This is a genomic window from Caulobacter sp. CCUG 60055 (assembly GCF_022750545.1).
GTDB lineage: Bacteria > Pseudomonadota > Alphaproteobacteria > Caulobacterales > Caulobacteraceae > PUIC01.
Map to the genome: position 1 here is coordinate 83,436 of NZ_PUIC01000003.1, position 17,838 is coordinate 101,273.

Below are 17,838 nucleotides of genomic sequence, written 5' to 3' on the forward strand. Positions count from 1 at the left end.
GATGGCCAAGGATACGACCGGAACCGGCGGAACGCCCAGGCGTCGCGGCGCCATGGAGGTGGTCCGTTCGCTGCGCCGGCCGAAGGTGGCGGTGATGCTGGCCCTGGGCTTCGCCTCCGGCCTGCCGTTCATGCTGACCGGCGCGACCCTGGGCTACTGGCTGCGCGACGAAGGCGCCTCGCTGAAGGCCATCGGCTTCATCTCCTGGGTCAGCCTGGCCTATTCCTTCAAGTTCCTGTGGTCGCCGGTGGTGGACCGGGTCAACCTGCCGCTGCTCGGCCGCCTCGGCCGGCGCCGGGGCTGGCTGCTGCTGACCCAGATCGCGCTGGCGGCGGGGCTGGTCGGCATGGCCCTGATCGGCCCCAAGGGCGGGCTGGCCGCGCTCGGCGTCGGCGCCCTGATCGTCGCCTTCGCCTCGGCGACCCAGGACATCGCCGTCGACGCCCTGCGCATCGAATCCGCGGCCGACGACGAGCAGCTCGGCCTGTTCACCAGCGCGTTCCAGCTGGGCTACCGCATCGCCGTCCTGTGCAGCGACGCCCTGATCCTGTTCGCCGCCCAGCATCTGGGCTGGCCGGTCTCCTACGGTCTGATGGCCCTGCTGATGGCCGTCGGCGTGGCCGCCGTCCTGCGCATCCCCGAGCCGGCCAAGGCCGACCGGGCGATGGCCGCCAAGGCCCCGCTGTGGGACCCGCGCGGCCTGTTCGACGCCGTGGCCGGGCCGTTCATCGCCTTCTTCCGCTCGTTCGGCTGGATGGCCCTGGTCGTGCTGCTGATGATCGCGCTCTACCGGCTGCCCGAATTCATCATGGGCCCGATGGCCACGCCGTTCTATCACGACCTGGGCTTCACCAAGGACACGGTCGGGGCGGTGCGGCTGTCGGCCGGGCTGGCCGGCACCCTGGCGGGCATCGCCGGCGGCGGCCTGCTGGTGGCTGCGGCCGGGCGCATGCGGGGCCTGGTGATCGGCGGCCTGCTGCAGGGGGCGGCCATCGCCTCGTTCGGCCTGATGGCGGTATGGGGCCCGGACCTGCGCCTGTTCGGCGCGGTGATGTTCATCGACAACTTCGGGGTCGGCTGCGCCGGCGTCGCCCTGGTCACCTATCTGTCGAGCCTGACCAGCCTGGGCTACACCGCCACCCAGTACGCCCTGCTCAGCTCGATCTACACCTGGGTCGGCAAGCCGTTGAAGGGGTTCTCCGGCGTGGCGGTCGAGGCCTTGCAGAAGACCCATGGCGAGATGGGCGGCTATGCGCTGTTCTTCGTCGGCGCCGGGCTGATCGGCCTGCCGGCGGTCTTGCTATGCGTGCTGCTGGCCGCCCGCGAGCCCAGGCCGGCTCAGGTCGCGCGCACGCTCCACTGATCGAGGTCGGCCTCGCCGCCAATCAGCGACAGCCCGGCGGCGATCGATTCCAGCTCGGCCCCGCTCTCCACCCGCGCCGCGCCGAAGCGGCGGGTGAACAGGGCCCGCACCGCCGGGGTCAGCGAGGCGCCGCCGGTCAGGAACACCCGGTCGACGCCGCCGACGTCCAGCCCGGCCGCCGCCAGGGCCTCGTCCACCGCCGCCTCCATGGCCGCCAACTCCGGCGCGATCCAGCCCTCGAACTCGGCGCGCGAGACGTCGCGGGCGATGTGGACGTCGCCGGCGTCGAACACGAACCGCGCCGCCGCCTCGTCCGACAAGGTCTCCTTCAAGCGCGAGACCGAGCGATAGAGGCTGTAGGTATGGTTGTCGTCGAGCACCTCGACCAGGCGGGCGATGCGTTCGGGCTCCAGGCTGGAGCGGACCAGGGCGCGGATTTCGCGCATGTCCCGCGACTGGCGCATCAACGCCAGCTGCTCCCAGCGGGCGAAGGCGGTGAAGTAGCGGTTGGGGATGGGCAGGAGGTTGTCGAAGGCCCGGTAGCGCGACCCCTTGCCCAGCTCCGGCGAGACCACGTTGTCGATGATGCGGTAGTCGAAGGCGTCGCCGGCCAGCCCGACCCCGGCCTGGCCCAGCGCGGCGGCCCGCGTCCGGCCGCCCTCCCGCTCGAAGCGGATGATCGAGAAGTCGCTGGTGCCGCCGCCGAAATCGGCCACCAGCACGGTGGCCGAAGCGGCCAGCTGGCGGGCGAAGAAGAAGGCCGCCGCCACCGGCTCGTAGACGTAGCGGATGTCGGAAAAGCCCAGCCGCCTGAACGCGGCGTCGTAGCGCGCCAGGGCCAGGGCCGGATCGGGCGCGCCGCCGACGAAGCGCACCGGCCGGCCGACGATCAGCCGGGGCGGCGCCTGGTCCAGCGCGTCGCCGGCGCGGGCGCGCAGGCGCAGCAGGAAGGTCGAGAGCAGGTCCTCGAACCGGTAGCGCCGACCGAGGATCTGGGTTTCGGTGAACGAGGCGCTGGCCGCGAAGCTCTTGAACGACTGGATGAACCGGGTCTCGACCGGATCGTCGACATAGGCGTCGATGGCCCACGGCCCGGCCTCGATCTCGCGGTCGTGCGCTCCGCCGGGCCCGGCATGGAAGCTCAGGCACGAGCGGAAGGCGAACAGGCCCTCGCCCGCCGCCGGGAAGGTGACCAGCTCGGCGCGGCCGTCGCCGTAGCCGAGCGAGACGACGGTGTTGGTGGTGCCGAAATCGACGCCGATGGCGGTGGGAGCGGCTGGGGTCATCACATCACGCGAGCGCTGAAAGGGAGCGGGGAGCCGCGGCCGCCCCGCCCCTTCCAGGGACTAGCGCGACGGCCTGGGCCCCGCCTTTGCGGGGGAACGGCGGCGAGCAGGCGTCACGCCTCGGCCTCCGCCTGCGGCCGGTCGTAGGCCGCCATCATCGCCATGTTGAGGATCTTCGACACCGAGGCCGACAGCGGACAGATCTGGATCGACTTCTCCAGGCCGAGCAGGATCGGGCCGATGACGGTGGCCCCGCCCAGCGCCTGGACCAGTTTGGCCGAGATCGAGGCCGAATGGATGGCCGGCATCACCAGGATGTTGGCGTCGGCGGTCAGGCGCGAGAACGGATAGTTGGCGCGGTTGGCGGCGTCGAGCGCCACTTCCGGCGGCATCTCGCCCTCGTATTCGAAGTCGACCCCGTCCAGCTCGTCGAGCATGGCCACCGCGTCGCGCACCTTCTCCGAGCGCTTGCCGGCCGGGCTGCCGAACGCCGAATAGGACATGAAGGCCACGCGCGGCGTGAAGCCGAGCTTGCGCACCGCGCTGGCCGCCTCGCAGGCGATCTCGACCATGTCCTCGGCCTCGGGCAGCTCGGTGACGTTGGTGTCGGCGATGAACAGGGTGCGGCCCTTGGCCAGCACGATCGACATGCCCATGATCCGGCCGCCGGGGGCGGGGTCGACCACGCGCAGCACCTCGTCGAGCACCTGGTCGAAGGCGCGGGTGACGCCCGTGACCATGCCGTCGGCGTGGCCGAGCGCCACCATCGAAGCGGCGAAGCTGTTGCGGTCCTGGTTGATCAGGCGCTGGACGTCGCGCTTCAGATAGCCGTCGCGCTGCAGGCGCTTGTAGAGGAACTCGACATATTCCGGGTTCCGGTCCGACAGGCGGGCGTTGATGATCTCCAGGTGGGTCTCGGCCGGATCGAGGCCGACCAGGCGCATGTTCTGGTGGACCAGCTCCTCGCGGCCGCACAGCACCGCCTGGCCCAGCCCTTGGGTCTGGAAGGCGTAGGCGGCGCGGATCACCGCCGGCTCCTCGCCCTCGGCGAAGACGATGCGCTTCTTGGCCGCCGACAGCACCGAGCCGGAGATCTTCTGCAGGAAGCCGGCGGTAGGATCGAGCCGCTGGGCCAGGGAGGCGCGGTAGGCGTCCATGTCCTCGATCGGCTTGCGCGCCACGCCGGTGTCCATCGCCGCCTGGGCGATGAACGGCGGCACGTACCAGATCAGGCGCGGGTCGAACGGGGCGGGGATGATGTAGTCGGGACCGAACTTCAGGGCGCGGCCGTGATAGGCGGCGGCGACCTCGTCGGGCACGTCCTCGCGGGCGAGCTGGGCCAGCGCGTTGGCGCAGGCGATCTTCATCTCGTGGTTCACCCGCCGGGCGCGCACGTCGAGGGCGCCGCGGAAGATGTAGGGGAAGCCCAGGACGTTGTTGACCTGGTTGGGATAGTCCGACCGCCCGGTGGCCATGATGGCGTCGGGCCGCACGGCCTTGACCTCTTCCGGGGTGATCTCCGGATCGGGGTTGGCCATGGCGAAGATGATCGGGTTCGGCGCCATCGCCTTGATCAGGTCCTGGGTGAACGCGCCCTTGGCCGACAGGCCGATCAGCACGTCGGCCCCCGCGACCGCCTCGGCCAGGGTGCGCTTGTCGGTGTCGACCGCATGGGCCGACTTCCACTGGTTCATGTCCTCGGTGCGGCCGCGATAGAGCACGCCCTTGCGGTCGACGGCGATGACGTTCTCGTGCCGCACGCCCATGGCCTTGATCAGGTCGAGGGTGGCGATGCCGGCCGCGCCCGGGCCGTTGAGCACCACCTTGACCTCCTCCAGCCGCCGGCCGGTCAGGTGGCAGGCGTTGATCAGGCCGGCGGCCGAGATGATGGCGGTGCCGTGCTGGTCGTCGTGGAAGACGGGGATGTCCAGCAGCTCCTGCAGCTCGCTCTCGATGCGGAAGCATTCGGGCGAGCGGATGTCCTCGAGGTTGATGCCGCCGTAGGTCAGGCCGATGTTCTTGACCACGGTGATGATCTCGTCCGGGTCCTTGGTCGCCACCTCGACGTCGATGCTGTCGACGTCGGCGAAGCGCTTGAACAACACCGCCTTGCCCTCCATCACCGGCTTGGAGGCCAGCGCCCCCAGGTCGCCGAGCCCGAGGATGGCGGTGCCGTTCGAGATCACCGCCACCAGGTTGCCCTTGGAGGTGTAGTCGTAGGCGGCGTCCGGATCGGCGGCGATGGCGTTCACCGGCACGGCCACGCCCGGCGAATAGGCCAGGCTCAGGTCGCGCTGCGTCGCCATCGGCTTGGTGGCGGCGATGGCGATCTTGCCGGGGGTCGGATACTTGTGGAACGCAAGGGCTTCGTCGTCGGTGAAGGTGCGTTTTTCGGTGTCGCTCATCGGATACTGGCGCTTCCTGCGAGGGCGCGCGGCGGCGTTGGCCGACGGCTCCGGTCCCTCCGTCGCACGAACCTACCGCACCGCCGCTCGCCGCCACAACGCGCGGAACAGCGATTACCCAGCCCATTTTCGGAAAATCGTCCAGATGTCCGGACAAATTTCCGCGACCTCGGTCCGCTTTGGACGAAAGCGGCCGCCGCCGCCGCCAACTGCGGCCTTGACCGCCCGGCCGCGCCGGGGAGACTAGCGCTTTCCGGCGCGTCCAGCCGTCGGTCGCATCTTGCAGTTGAACATGGACCGGTGATGGCCGACGGCGTGGGAATCAGGTTGGGGATCGCGGGCGCGCTCGGCCGCATGGGCCGCGCCGTCGCCGCCGCCGCCGACCAGCGCGAAGGCGTCGAGGTCGCCGCCCTGTTCGACCGGCCCGGCAGCGCCGGCCAGGGCGTCGGCGACCGGGTGCTGACCAGCGCCCGCGAGGCGGTGGACGCCTGCGACGTCATCGTCGACTTCACCACCCCGGAGGCCTCGGCCGCCCTGGCCCGCGCCGCCGTCGAGCGCCGGGGGCCGGCCCTGGTGATCGGCTCGACCGGCTTCACCCCCGAACAGGAGGCCGACGTGCGCAAGGCCGCGGCCGTGACGGCGGTGGTCAAGTCGGGGAACTATTCCCTGGGGGTCAACACCCTGATCGGCCTGGTCGAACAGGCCGCGCGCACCCTGAGGTCGCCGGGCTGGGACGTCGAGGTGCTGGAGGCCCACCACAACCGCAAGGTCGACGCGCCGTCGGGCACCGCCCTGATGCTGGGCGAGGCGGCGGCCCGCGGCCGCGGGCTGGCGCTGGACCAGGCCTGCGGACGGGACGCCGACGGCCGGGTGTCGCTGGACCGCGCGGGCGCGCGGGCCGAGGGGACGATCGGCTTCGCGGTGGTCAGGGGCGGCGGCGTCATCGGCGAGCATTCGGTGATCCTGGCCGCCGAGGACGAGATCCTCACCCTTTCGCACTCGGCCCGCGACCGCAGCCTGTTCGCCAAGGGCGCTCTGGCGGCGGCCCTGTGGGCGGCCGGACGGCCGCCCGGCCTCTACGACATGCTGGACGTGCTGGGTTTCCGCGACCCGACCTGACCTTGCCGGAGCCGACGCCATGACCGATCCGCTTTCGCTCGACGCCGTCGGCCAGCTGCACGCGCTGCAGAGCAAGCAGATCAGCGCCGTCGAGCTGCTGGAGGCGTCGGTCGCCCGCGAAGCTGCGGTGCACGGCCGGATCAACGCCGTGGTCGCGGCCGATCCCGAGCGGGCCGTCCACGCCGCCCGCGCGATCGACGACCTGCGGTTCCGGGGCGAGCAGACCGGGCTGCTGGCCGGCCTGCCGATGACGATCAAGGACACGCTGGACGTCCAGGGGCTGCCCGCCTCGTCGGGCCTGGCCGCCCTCAAGGGCCGCACCGCCGTCGACGCCGCGGCGGTCGCCCACGCCCGCGCCCAGGGCGCGGTGATCTGGGGCAAGACCAACGTGCCGGTGATGGCCGCCGACTGGCAGAGCTACAACGACGTCTACGGCCAGACCAACAATCCCTGGGACGTGGCGCGCACCTGCGGCGGCTCGTCCGGCGGCGCGGCCGCGGCCCTGGCCACCGGGGTGACGCCGCTGGAGATCGGCTCCGACATCGGCGGCTCGCTGCGCACGCCGGCCAACTTCTGCGGCGTCTACGCCCACAAGCCGACCTACGGCCTGGTCTCGCAGCGCGGCCACGTGCCGCCGCAGCCGGGCGCCTTCGCCGAGGCCGACCTCAACGTCATCGGGCCGATGGCGCGCTCGGCCCGCGACCTGCGTCTGCTGCTGGCGGTGATGGAGAACGGACCGCTGGCGGCGCGGGCGCCGGCCGCCGACCTGGCCGAGCTCAAGGTGGGCCTGTGGCTGGAGGAGCCGGGCTTCCTGCTCGACGGCGCCGTGCGCGCGCCCATCGAGGCCTTCGCCGCCCGCCTGGAGGCCGCCGGGGCGGCGGTCACCCCCATCCGCAGCCCGGTCAACGGGCAGGAGCTGCTCGACGCCTACGGCCTGTTGCTGACCTCGGTGATCGGGGCGGACCTGCCGGCGCGGACGCGGTCGAGCCTTGGCTGGATGCGCGGCCCGGCCAAGCTGGCCAGGGCGCGGGGGGCGGGGCCGCTGTCGTGGGCGGCCACCGTGCTCGGCTACACCGCCAGCCACCGCGACTGGCTGGCGGCCAACGAAACCCGCGCCCGCCACCAGCACCAGATCGCCGAAGTGTTCGAACGGTTCGACGTGCTGATCGCGCCGATCGCGCCGGTGGCGGCCTTTCCGCACGACCACCGTCCGTTCAACAAGCGCAAGCTGGCCGCCGGCGACCGGCGGACCTTCCCCTATGTGTCGATGCTGCAGTGGATCGCCCTGGCCACGGCCTGCGGCCTGCCGGCCACCGCGATACCGGCCGGCCGGACAGACGCCGGCCTGCCGGTCGGCGTGCAGATCATCGGGCCGCGCGGCGCCGACGGCCGCACCCTGGCCGTCGCCCAGGCGATCGAGGAGCGGCTGGGCGGCTTTATCGCCCCGCCCCTGCCCGAGATCGCGGTCGAGCCGGCGGCGGAACCCGAGCCGGCCCCCATCGGGGTCTGACCGGCCCGGCGGTCAGCGACCGCCGGTCGAGCCGAAGCCGCCGGCGCCGCGCGCCGTCTCGTCGAGCGAGGCGACCTCGCTCCAGGCCGCCCGCGCCACCGGGGCGATGACCAGCTGGGCGATGCGGTCGCCCCGGCGGATGACGAAGTCCTCGTCGCCCAGATTGGCCAGGATCACCTTCACCTCGCCGCGATAGTCGCTGTCGATGGTGCCGGGGGTGTTGAGGCAGGTGATCCCCGCCTTGGCGGCCAGGCCCGAGCGCGGGCGCACCTGGGCCTCGAAGCCCGGCGGCACGGCGAAGGCCAGCCCGGTCGGCGCCATGGTCCGCGCGCCCGGCTTCAGCACCAGGGGAGCGTCCTCCGGCACGGCGGCGCGCAGATCCATGCCGGCCGCGCCCGCCGTCTCGTAGGCCGGCAGCGGCAGGTCCTGGGCGTGGGGCAGGCGGGTGATCGGAATGGTCGGGTTCACTAAAGCGTCTCCAGGGTGTCGGCGATGCGTCGGGCGAGCTTGCGGGCGACCTCGTCCTTGGAGGCCCGCTCCCAGCGCTCGACGCCGGATTTCGAGATCAGCATGACGGCGTTCTCGCCGCCGCCCATGACGCCCGGCTGGGTGACGTCGTTGGCGACGATGAGGTCGCAGCCCTTCTTGGCCAGCTTGGCGCGGGCGTGGGTCTCGACGTCGTTGGTCTCGGCGGCGAAGCCGACCACCAGCCGGGGCCGGGCCGGACCGCCGGCCGCCAGGGTGGCGAGGATGTCGGGGTTCTCGACCAGGCGGATGGCCGGCGGGCCTTCCTTGCCCTTCTTGAGCTTGACGCCGAACACCTCGTCCGGCCGCCAGTCGGCGACGGCGGCGACGAACACCGCCGCATCGGCCGGCAGGGCGGCCTGCGAGGCCGCCAGCATGTCGCGGGCGGATTCGACGTCGATCCGGTCGACCCCCGGCGGCGCGGTCAGGCCGGTCGGCCCCGAGACCAGCGTCACCCGCGCGCCCAGCCGGGCCAGGGCCTCGGCGATGGCGTAGCCCTGCCGGCCGCTGGAGCGGTTGGTCAGCAGCCGCACCGGATCGATCGGCTCGACCGTCGGGCCCGCGGTGACCAGCACGTGCCGGCCGACGAGCGGCCGGGCGGCGACGCCGTCGAGGGCGGCCATGATCGCCTCGAAGATCTGCGGCGGCTCGGCCAGACGGCCGGGGCCGTACTCGCCGCAGGCCATGGCCCCCTCGTCCGGCCCGACGAACAGCACGCCGTCGTCGCGCAGCCGCTGGAGATTGCGCTGGGTGGCCGGGTGCAGCCACATGCGCACGTTCATCGCCGGGGCCATCAGCACCGGCTTGTCGGTGGCCAGCAGGGTGGTGGTGGCCAAGTCGTCGGCCAGGCCGCCCGCCGCGCGGGCCATCAGGTGGGCCGTGGCCGGGGCCACCACCACCAGGTCGGCCGAGCGCGACAGCTCGATATGGCCCATCTCGGCCTCGTCGGTGAGGGAGAAGATCTCCTCGTAGACCTTGTCCTCGGCCAGGGCGGCCAGGGCCAGGGGCGTGACGAACCGCGAGCCCCCGCGGGTCAGGATCGGGCGTACGCCGACGCCCGCCTTGCGCAGCAGGCGGACCAGCTCCAGCGCCTTGTAGGCCGCCACGCCGCCGCCGACGATGAGAAGCACGCGCCGTTCGTTCACTTCGAACCTCCCGGGTTTCGCCGGTCCTTACCCCCTCGGCCGCATCCTGCGATAGGGGAAAGCGGCGACGCCGCCGGAACGTGCATTTACACTCTGGACAACCCTGGGAAAATGTTCTTTGTTCGTTCCCGCACGCCATCGGAGAGCGCCAGGGGGAATGCTCGCATGCCGGTTCAACGCAGTCTATCGGCCGCCCTGTCCCGCGCGGCGGTCCCGGTCCTGGCGACGCTGATCCTGGCGGCCTGCGACGGCGGGCCGTCCGCCGTCGCCCCGGCGCGGGAGCACGCGAGCGCGGGATCGACGTCCGGCGAGACGGGCGGCGGAGCAGGCGGCGGACGGTCCGCGACCCGCGGCGACGCCCCGCGCGACGATCCGCGCAAGCAGCCGGTCCCGACCTATCGCGGCAAGCCGATCTGGGCCGCCAACCGCCGGCACACGGCGCAGGAGAACGCCCAGTTCCGTTTCGAGCGGGACGGCGCCGACTTCGGGGCCAAGGACGTCGACGACTACATCGCCAAGGCCCACGCCTTCGTCGCGACCCCGCCCAAGGGGGCCGAAACCCTGAACCGGCGCAACGGCGACACGCTGATCTACGACCCCAAGGACAACGTCTTCGCCGTGGTCACCAGGGACGGAGCGCCGCGCACCATGTTCAAGCCGCGCGACGGCGCGGCCTACTGGGCCCAACAGAAGGATCGCGAGGCCCGCCGCGACAAGGGCGGGCGCGACGGCGAAGACCGCGGCTAGCGCAGCAGGGCGGTCAGGGCGAAGGCCAGACCCGCCGTCGCCGCGCCGAGCGCGAACCACAAAGCGCCCGATGAGGCAGCCGGCCTCGTTCCGGGCGCCGAGGCCGAAACGGCGGGGGGCGTTTCGGCCAGGCGTGAGAGCGACTGCAGCGCTCTCACGCCTTGTTCGGCCAGGGCCTTGACCCGGCCGGCCGGCGACAGTTCGCGCGCGATCCAGCGCCGCACCACCGGATCGGCGGCGGCCCAGATGTCGTGGGCGGGATCAATGCGCCGCGCCACGCCCTCGACCGTGACCATGGTCTTCTGGAGCAGCACCAGTTCGGGCCGCAGGCGCATGTCGAACAGGGCGGTGATCTCGAACAGCTGGCCCAGCACCCGGCCCATGGAGACGTCGCGGGCGCTGCGGCCGAAGATCGGCTCGCCCACCGCCCGCAACGCCTGGGCGAAGGCGTCGACTTCATGGACCCGCGGCACGTAGCCGGCCTCGAAATGCACCTCGGCGATGCGACGATAGTCGCGGCGCAGGAAGCCCCAGAGGATCTCGGCCAGATAGCGGCGCTCGCCCGGGCCCAGCCGGCCGACGATGCCGAAATCCACCGCCGTCAGCCGGGCGGGCGCGACGACGAACAGGTTGCCCTCGTGCAGGTCGGCGTGGAAGACGCCGTGGTCCAGCGCCTGGGCCAGGAACCCGCGGACCAGATTGTCGGCCAGCGCCCGGCGGTCGAGCCCCGGCGTATCGAGGACGGCCGGGTCGGACAGCGCCGCGCCCTCGGCCCATTCCAGCGTCAGCACCCTCTGGCCGACGCCGTCCCAGATCACCGCCGGCGCCGACATGTAGCCGTCGCGCGCCATCACCTCGGCCAGCTCCGCCCCGCCGGCGGCCTCCATGCGCAGGTCGAGCTCGAGCTGCAACGACCGCACCACGGTGGCGGTCAGGGCGCGGGGCTCCAGCCGGCGGGCGGCGGGAACCAGGGCCTCGACCAGCCTGGCGGCCAGCTGCAGGGCCTCGGCCTCGCGCGCCACCGTCCGTTCGATGCCCGGCCGCAGCACCTTGACCGCCGCCCGGCGGCCGTCGCGCAGCACGGCCGGATGGGCCTGGGCCAGCGAGGCGGCCGCGATCGGCGGCTCGAAGGCGGCGAACAGGTCGTCGAACGGCTGGCCGATGGCCCGCTCGACCTCGGCCCGCGCCTCGGCCAGCGGGAAGGGCGCCAGGCGGTCCTTGAGGCGCGACAGGTCGTCGGCGAAACGGTCGCCGAAGATGTCGGCCCGGGTCGACAGCAGCTGGCCCAGCTTGATTGCCGCCGGGCCCAGCTTCTCCAGGCGTCCGGCCAGCCGCTCGCCCGGCCGTCCGGCCCGGGCGTCGGGTCCCGCGAACAGGCGCAGGGCGCGCGCCGTCAGCCGCAGGCCGGGCGGCAGCTCGCCGTCGATCTCGCGCGGGATCAGGGCGTCGGCGCGGACCAGGGTCCAGCCGGCGGCGATCAGGCGGCCGAAAGCGGCCCAATCGCTCATGCGGCGCATCCGTTCATCGGTTCGCGCTCATCGGCTCAGGCGGCCCAGCCGTGATGCAGCGCGGCGACGCCGCCGGTGAAATTGGTCCAGCCGGCGCGGACGAAACCGGCCTTGCCCATCATCTCGGCGAACCGGGCCTGGTCGGGGAAACGGCGGATGCTCTCGACCAGGTACTGGTAGGACTCGCGGTCCTTGACCACCCATTGCCCGATCGTCGGGATGACGTTGAAGGAATAAGCGTCGTAGGCTTTCTGCAGGGCCTCGGTCACCGGGCGCGAGAATTCCAGGCACAGGAAGCGGCCGCCCGGCTTCAGCACCCGGCGGGCCTCGCCCAGGGCGGCCTGGATGTCGGTGACGTTGCGGATGCCGAACGAGATCACATAGGCGTCGGCGCAGGCGTCGGGCAACGGCAGGCGCTGGGCGTCGCCCACCGACCAGCAGATCTCGGGCTCGCCGCCCCGTTCGACGCCGGCGGCGATCATCTCGGCGTTGTAGTCGACGACCAGGATCTCGGCGTCCGGCCCGCCGCGCCGCGCCTGGGCCGCCCGCGCCATCCTGGCGAAACGGCGGGCCATGTCGCCGGTGCCGCCGGCGCAGTCGATGATGCGCTCGCCCGGCTGGGGGTTCAGCCGCGCCGCCGCCGCGTCCTTCCAGAGCCGGTGCACGCCGCCGCTCATCAGGTCGTTCATCAGGTCGTAGCGCTTGGCCACGCGGTCGAAGACGCCGCGCACGAGGCCCGGCTTGTCGGCGGGATCGACGTCCTTGAAGCCGAAGGTGGCGCGCGGTTCGCGAGCGGATTGGGTCATGGACGCTGTAGTAGCCGCTGGCGGCGGTTTGCAAAAGTGCGGACCGGCGGGCGGGCTTCGTCCCCCTTGGCGCGCCGGCCCCAAGCTATAAATAGGATGGACCGTCGACGGCCCTCGCCGCCGCCGGCCGAGGAGCGACCATGCCCGAACTGCCCGAGGTCGAGACCGTCCGCCGGGGCCTCGCCCCCGCCCTGGACGGCGCCAGGCTGGCCCGGGTCGAGACGCGGCGTCCGGACCTGCGCTTTCCGTTCCCCGACGATTTCGTCCAGCGCCTGACCGGCGCGCGCGTCGAGAACCTGCGGCGGCGGGCCAAGTACCTGCTGGCCCCGCTGGACCGGGGCGACACCCTGGTCATGCACCTGGGCATGACCGGCCGCTTCGACGTCGACGACGGAAGCGGCGCGGTCCGGCCGGCCGATTACTATTACGCCGCGCCCGCCGATCCCAAGCACGTGCACGTGGTGTTCGAGACCGAGAGCGGCGCCCGCGTCGCCTATTCCGACCCGCGCCGCTTCGGCTTCATGGGGCTGGTCCCCACGGACGCCCTCGACCGTCATCCCTGGTTCGCCGGCATGGGCCCCGAGCCGCTCGGCCCCGATTTCGACGCCGACCGGCTGGCGGCGGCCTTCGCGGGCCGGACCCAGTCGCCCAAGACCCTGCTGCTCGATCAGAAGGTCGTGGCCGGGCTCGGCAACATCTATGTATGCGAAGCGCTGCATCGCGCTGGAATCTCGCCCCGCCGGCCGGCGGGAGCCGTCGACCGGGCGCGGATCGAACGCCTGGCCGACGCCGTGCGCGCGGTGCTGGAGGAAGCGATCGCCGCCGGCGGCTCGACCTTGCGCGACTACGCCGGGGCGGACGGCGTGCTTGGCTATTTCCAGCATCGCTTCCGCGTCTACGGCCGCGAGGGCGAAGCCTGCGCCACCGCCGGCTGCGGCGGAACCGTCGAGCGGCTGGTCCAGGCCGGCCGCTCCACCTTTTTCTGTCCCGTCTGCCAGACCTGACCGGCGGGTCTCCGGAGACGTCATGCGCAAACCGTTCCGCCTCAGCCTCGCCGCGGCCGCCCTGTGGGCGTGGGCCGGCCTCGCCGCCGCCCAGCCGCCGGTGTGGACCATCCACGACAAGGATTCGACCATCGTCCTGTTCGGCTCGGTGCACGTGCTGCCGCCGGGCGTGGCCTGGGAGCCGCCGGCCCTGCGCGAGGCGGTCGACCGGGCCGACGACCTGTGGTTCGAAATTCCGTTCGACGACGCCAGCCAGTCGGCCGTCGGGCGGCTGGCCATGCAGCGGGGCATGCTGTCCGAGGGCCAGACCCTGTCCCAGACCCTGAGCCCGGCCGGCCGCGAACGGCTGCAGAGGGTGGCCGCCAAGCTGGCCACGTCCATGGCCGGGCTGGAGCGCCTGCAGCCATGGCTGGCCGAGGTGGCGATCTCGGTCGCCGCCTTCCGCCAGCAGGGCGGGCTCGAGGAGCAGGGCGTCGAGCGGCGGCTGTCGGCCGAGGCCCCGGCCGCGACCACCCGGCGCGCCTTCGAAACCCCGGAGCAGCAGATCGGCTTCTTCGCCGACGCCTCGCTCCAGGACCAGGCCGCCTCGCTGGAAGAGACCCTGCGCGAGATCGAAGAGGAGCCCGACAGCTATAAGAAGCTGGTCGACGCCTGGACGGCGGGCGACATCGCCGCCCTCGACCAGCAGGCCCTGCAGCCGATGCTCAAGTCGTCGCCGCGCCTTTATCAGGTGCTGATCACCCAGAGGAACGCCGCCTGGGTCAAGACCATCAGGGCGCGCCTGTCCGGCTCGGGCCGGACGGTGATGGTGGTCGGCATCGGCCACCTGATCGGCCCCGGCGGCGTGCCGGCGCTGCTGCGGGCCGAGGGCGTCGCGGTGGACGGTCCGTGACCGGGAGGCCGCGGTTGCGCATTGACCTGCCTGCCGCCTTCCCGTATATGCGCGCACTCCTGATTTTCCGCGCCGCGCGAGCTGTTCGGCGCTTGCTGTCCGTTTGAGGTCCGAAACCCATGGCCAACAACCCCGGCGCCAAGAAGGCGATCCGTAAGATCGAGCGCCGCACCGAGGTCAACAAGGCCCGCCGCTCGCGCGTGCGGACCTTCCTGCGCAAGTTCGAAGAGGCCGTCGCCACGGGCGACGCGGGCGCCGCCAAGACCGCTTTTGTCGAGGCTCAATCGGAGCTGATGCGCGCCGTCTCCAAGGGCGTCGTTCACAAGAACACCGGAGCGCGCAAAGTGTCGCGGCTCGCGGCTCGACTGAAGAAGTTGGCCGCCGCCTGAGCTCGGCGTTTCGACGCAACTTCTTGATAGTATTGAATAAATTAAAGCCGGCCCGACACCCGTCGCGGCCGGCTTTTGTCTAGGCTTATTTGCTGTAACGATGGTCGCCTATTCAGTGAACGGAACCATCTCAACGGTATTTCCCTGAGCTTAGAGGGGCTTCCGGGAGTCAACAGAAATATCCGCAGACGGCGCGAAGAATCCCCGTTGACCCTCGGGGGCCGCTAGCTAGTCTGAAGGTCTAACGGTCTTCCATCTTATTACGGATGAAAAAGGGCTCGGCGACTATGTGCGTCGCCGGCGCAGACCCTTGCGTTCCGAAAAATGGGGGAAGACTTGGCGTCGGCGACCGCACCGGGGGGAGCGATCGGCCACGCTGGTGCAGGTTCGGCTGGGATTGGGGCAGATGACGAAAACGGCCATGGCTGGGGTGGATCGAATCCAGGCGGGAGCGGTGTGGGTGAAAGCCTGTTCGGCGCTCAAATCCGAGCTGGGCGACGCCGCTTTCGGTTCATGGCTGGCCCAGGCGTCGCTGCGCGAAGGCCATGGCGGCGCCCTGGTTCTCGTCACCCCCACCGGCATCGCGCGCGACTGGATTCGCCGCAACGCGTGGCGCCGCATTTCCGAGCTGTGGGCCCAGAACGACCCCGAAGGCCGCCGCCTCGACCTGAAGTCGCGGGTGGAGTTCGAGGCCGAGGGCGGTCCCGCCGCCTCGGCCGAGCCGCTGGCCCTGGAGATCGAGATCGCCGAGCCCGTTTCGTCCGACGTGCCCGACGTGGCGCCCGTCGGCGGCGCGGGCGCCCGCCCGGCCCGCATGGCCGGCCTGCAGGAACGCTTCACCTTCGACAGCTTCGTGCCGGGCCCGGCCAACGAGTTCGCCTACGCCGTCGCCCGGCGGGTGGCGTCCTGGGCCGACGGCCATTTCAACCCCGTGCTGTTCCACGGCCCCTACGGCTTCGGCAAGACCCACCTGCTCAACGCCCTGGCCTGGGAGGCCATGCGCGTCGCCCCGCACAAGAAGGTCATCTACCTGACCGCCGAGCGGTTCCTGTCGACCTTCGTGCGCGCCCTGATGGACCGCCAGACGGCGGCCTTCAAGGAAGAGCTGCGCGCCGCCGACCTCCTGCTGATCGACGACGTGCACTTCATCGCCGGCAAGCAGTCGACCCAGGAAGAGCTGTTCCACACCCTGACCGCCCTGGTCGAGGACGGCCGCCGGGTGGTGTTCTCCGCCGACCGCGCGCCCTCGGCCATGGTCGAGATGGACGCGCGCCTGCGCTCGCACCTGCAGGCGGGCCTGGTCTGCGGCATCGAGCCGGCCGACCGCAGCCTGCGCATGGGCATCCTGGAGATGAAGCTCGACGTCCTGGGCCGCCAGCAGGGCCTGCGCGCAGCCACCGCCCGGCCCGAGGTCCTGCAGTTTCTCGCCGACCGCTTCACCGACAGCGTGCGCGAGCTCGAAGGCGCCCTGAACACCCTGGTCGCCCGCCTGGGCGAAGGCGTCTCGACCCTGGGCCTCGACGAGGCCCAGGCCATCCTGCGCCCGCACCTGCGCGGCGGGGAGAAGCGCATCACCATCGACGACATCCAGAAAGCCGCCGCCGAGCATTTCGGCCTCAAGCAGGCCGACCTGATCTCCGAGCGCCGCAACCGCTCGATCGCCCGCCCCCGCCAGGCGGCGATGTGGCTGGCCAAGCAGCTGACCACCCGGTCGCTGCCCGACATCGGCCGCCGCTTCGGCGGGCGCGACCACACCACCGTCCTGCACGCCGTGCGTCGCATCGAGGCGCTCAAGGGCGAGGACGCGCAGATGGCGCGCGATCTCGAGGCGCTGACCCGCAAGCTGCGCGGCTGATCCGCCGCGCCGACGCGAAAAAGCCCACGGTAAAACCACCCGCGGCCCCTTCCCCGCCTGCGCTTTTTCGCTAATCTCCGAGGTCCTCTTCACGGTCGCGCCGGGGGATGGTCTTTGCCGCGCGGCCTTCCAGGACCGGACGAATGAAGCTTACTATCGAGCGTCAGGCTCTCATCAAGGCGCTGGGCCACGTTCAGAGCGTCGTCGAGCGGCGCAACACCATTCCCATCCTGTCCAACGTGCTGCTGTCGGCCGACAAGGACGGCCTGGCCCTGTCGGCCACCGACCTCGACATGGAGATCGTCGACGAGACGCCGGCGCGCATCGACACCGCCGGACAGATCACCGCCCCGGCCCACACCCTCTACGAGATCGTCCGCAAACTGCCCGACGGCGCCGAGGTCGAGCTGCGCTTCACCAGCGAGGACCCGCGCCTGTCGATCCAGGCCGGCCGCTCGCGCTTCAACCTGCCGGTGCTGCCGGCCGGCGACTTCCCGGTGATGTCGTCCGAGGGCCTGTCCAGCCGCATCAGCGTCGACACCAACGACCTGATCCGCCTGATCGACAAGACCCGTTTCGCCATCTCGACGGAAGAGACCCGCTACTATCTGAACGGCCTCTACCTGCACGTGGTGGTCGAGGGCGACCAGGCCAAGCTGCGCGCCGTCGCCACCGACGGCCACCGCCTGGCCCTGGCCGAGATGCCGGCGCCGGACGGCGCCGCTGGCGCCCCCGGCGTCATCGTGCCGCGCAAGACCGTGCAGGAGGTCCGCCGCCTGCTCGACGACGCCGGCGAGAGCGTCGAGCTGCAGGTCAGCCCGCAGAAGGTCCGTTTCGAGGCCGGCCGCGCCGCCCTGACCTCGAAAGTCATCGACGGCTCGTTCCCCGACTACGGCCGGGTGATCCCGCGCGACAACAACCGCGTGCTGATGGTCGACAACGCCCTGTTCGCCGCCGCCGTCGACCGCGTGGCGACGATCTCGGCCGAGAAGTCGCGCTCGGTGAAGATGGCCGTCGAGCCGGGCAAGATCGTCCTGACCGTGCGCAACATGGAGGCCGGCCAGGCCGTCGAGGAGTTGGAAGTCGACTACGACGGCGAAGGCTTCGAGATCGGCTTCAACGCCCGCTACCTGCTGGACGTCACCGGCCAGATCCAGGGCGAACAGGCCGAATTCCGCTTCGCCGACCCGGCCAGCCCGACCCTGGTGCTCGATCCCAGCGATCCGGGCGTCCAGTACGTGCTGATGCCGCTGCGGGTCTGATCTCCGCCTTCGCGGTCTCCCT

At 71.7% G+C, this 17,838-nt stretch carries 15 protein-coding genes; 9 read left to right on the forward strand and 6 right to left on the reverse strand.

Annotated elements, in window-relative coordinates:
* The first annotated feature begins 1 nt into the window (after nt 1).
* Entirely contained in the window at nt 2–1,363 is a 1,362-nt protein-coding gene (locus C5708_RS05460) for an MFS transporter (RefSeq protein ID WP_242918690.1), read from the forward strand.
* Here the strand turns inward: C5708_RS05460 and C5708_RS05465 are convergent.
* On the reverse strand, nt 1,339–2,649 hold the full coding sequence (locus C5708_RS05465; protein ID WP_242918691.1) for an Hsp70 family protein: 1,311 nt from the start codon (nt 2,647–2,649) through the stop codon (nt 1,339–1,341). The genes C5708_RS05460 and C5708_RS05465 overlap by 25 nt on opposite strands.
* A gap of 113 nt (nt 2,650–2,762) precedes the next feature.
* On the reverse strand, nt 2,763–5,054 hold the full coding sequence (locus C5708_RS05470) for an NADP-dependent malic enzyme (RefSeq protein WP_242918692.1): 2,292 nt from the start codon (nt 5,052–5,054) through the stop codon (nt 2,763–2,765).
* Nucleotides 5,055–5,357: 303 nt separating this feature from the next.
* Here C5708_RS05470 and dapB point away from each other — a divergent pair, with 303 nt between their 5' ends.
* Together dapB and C5708_RS05480 are read left to right on the forward strand one after the other, a co-directional pair.
* Complete coding sequence (gene dapB / locus C5708_RS05475; protein ID WP_242918693.1) at nt 5,358–6,173, forward strand: 4-hydroxy-tetrahydrodipicolinate reductase; 816 nt, start codon at nt 5,358–5,360, stop codon at nt 6,171–6,173.
* A 19-nt stretch (nt 6,174–6,192) separates the two neighbouring features.
* Nucleotides 6,193–7,683, forward strand: a complete 1,491-nt coding sequence (locus tag C5708_RS05480; protein WP_242918694.1) for an amidase family protein — start codon at nt 6,193–6,195, stop codon at nt 7,681–7,683.
* Between the two features lie 12 nt (nt 7,684–7,695).
* Here the strand turns inward: C5708_RS05480 and dut are convergent, their stop codons facing one another.
* Complete coding sequence (dut, locus tag C5708_RS05485; protein WP_242918695.1) at nt 7,696–8,151, reverse strand: dUTP diphosphatase; 456 nt, start codon at nt 8,149–8,151, stop codon at nt 7,696–7,698.
* Nucleotides 8,151–9,353, reverse strand: a complete 1,203-nt coding sequence (coaBC, locus tag C5708_RS05490) for a bifunctional phosphopantothenoylcysteine decarboxylase/phosphopantothenate--cysteine ligase CoaBC (RefSeq protein WP_242918696.1) — start codon at nt 9,351–9,353, stop codon at nt 8,151–8,153. The genes dut and coaBC overlap by 1 nt, the downstream gene beginning before the upstream one ends.
* A gap of 165 nt (nt 9,354–9,518) precedes the next feature.
* On the opposite strand from coaBC, the gene C5708_RS05495 reads away from it, so the two are divergent.
* The gene (locus tag C5708_RS05495; protein WP_242918697.1) at nt 9,519–10,100 is read left to right on the forward strand and encodes a hypothetical protein; all 582 of its coding nucleotides are present in this window, start codon (nt 9,519–9,521) and stop codon (nt 10,098–10,100) included.
* On the opposite strand, the gene ubiB is transcribed toward C5708_RS05495, so the two are convergent.
* Both ubiB and C5708_RS05505 read right to left on the reverse strand, forming a co-directional pair.
* Complete coding sequence (gene ubiB, locus C5708_RS05500; protein WP_242918698.1) at nt 10,097–11,608, reverse strand: 2-polyprenylphenol 6-hydroxylase; 1,512 nt, start codon at nt 11,606–11,608, stop codon at nt 10,097–10,099. The two genes, C5708_RS05495 and ubiB, sit on opposite strands and share 4 nt — an antisense overlap.
* A 35-nt stretch (nt 11,609–11,643) precedes the next feature.
* Entirely contained in the window at nt 11,644–12,414 is a 771-nt protein-coding gene (locus C5708_RS05505; RefSeq protein WP_242918699.1) for a class I SAM-dependent methyltransferase, read from the reverse strand.
* A gap of 140 nt (nt 12,415–12,554) precedes the next feature.
* Between C5708_RS05505 and mutM the strand changes: the two genes are divergently transcribed.
* From mutM to dnaN, 5 genes are all read left to right on the forward strand, one after another.
* Nucleotides 12,555–13,418: a bifunctional DNA-formamidopyrimidine glycosylase/DNA-(apurinic or apyrimidinic site) lyase gene (mutM, locus tag C5708_RS05510; protein WP_242918700.1), complete on the forward strand. Its 864-nt coding sequence runs from the start codon at nt 12,555–12,557 to the stop codon at nt 13,416–13,418.
* 22 nt (nt 13,419–13,440) lie between these two features.
* The gene (locus tag C5708_RS05515) at nt 13,441–14,310 is read left to right on the forward strand and encodes a TraB/GumN family protein (protein WP_242918701.1); all 870 of its coding nucleotides are present in this window, start codon (nt 13,441–13,443) and stop codon (nt 14,308–14,310) included.
* A 119-nt stretch (nt 14,311–14,429) separates the two neighbouring features.
* Nucleotides 14,430–14,699 carry a 30S ribosomal protein S20 gene (rpsT, locus tag C5708_RS05520; RefSeq protein ID WP_242918702.1) on the forward strand — a complete coding sequence of 90 codons (270 nt, stop codon included), beginning with the start codon at nt 14,430–14,432 and terminating at the stop codon, nt 14,697–14,699.
* Nucleotides 14,700–15,105: 406 nt separating this feature from the next.
* Nucleotides 15,106–16,554: a chromosomal replication initiator protein DnaA gene (dnaA, locus tag C5708_RS05525; protein WP_242918703.1), complete on the forward strand. Its 1,449-nt coding sequence runs from the start codon at nt 15,106–15,108 to the stop codon at nt 16,552–16,554.
* Between the two features lie 143 nt (nt 16,555–16,697).
* Nucleotides 16,698–17,816, forward strand: a complete 1,119-nt coding sequence (gene dnaN / locus C5708_RS05530; RefSeq protein ID WP_242918704.1) for a DNA polymerase III subunit beta — start codon at nt 16,698–16,700, stop codon at nt 17,814–17,816.
* The last annotated feature ends 22 nt before the right edge of the window (nt 17,817–17,838 follow it).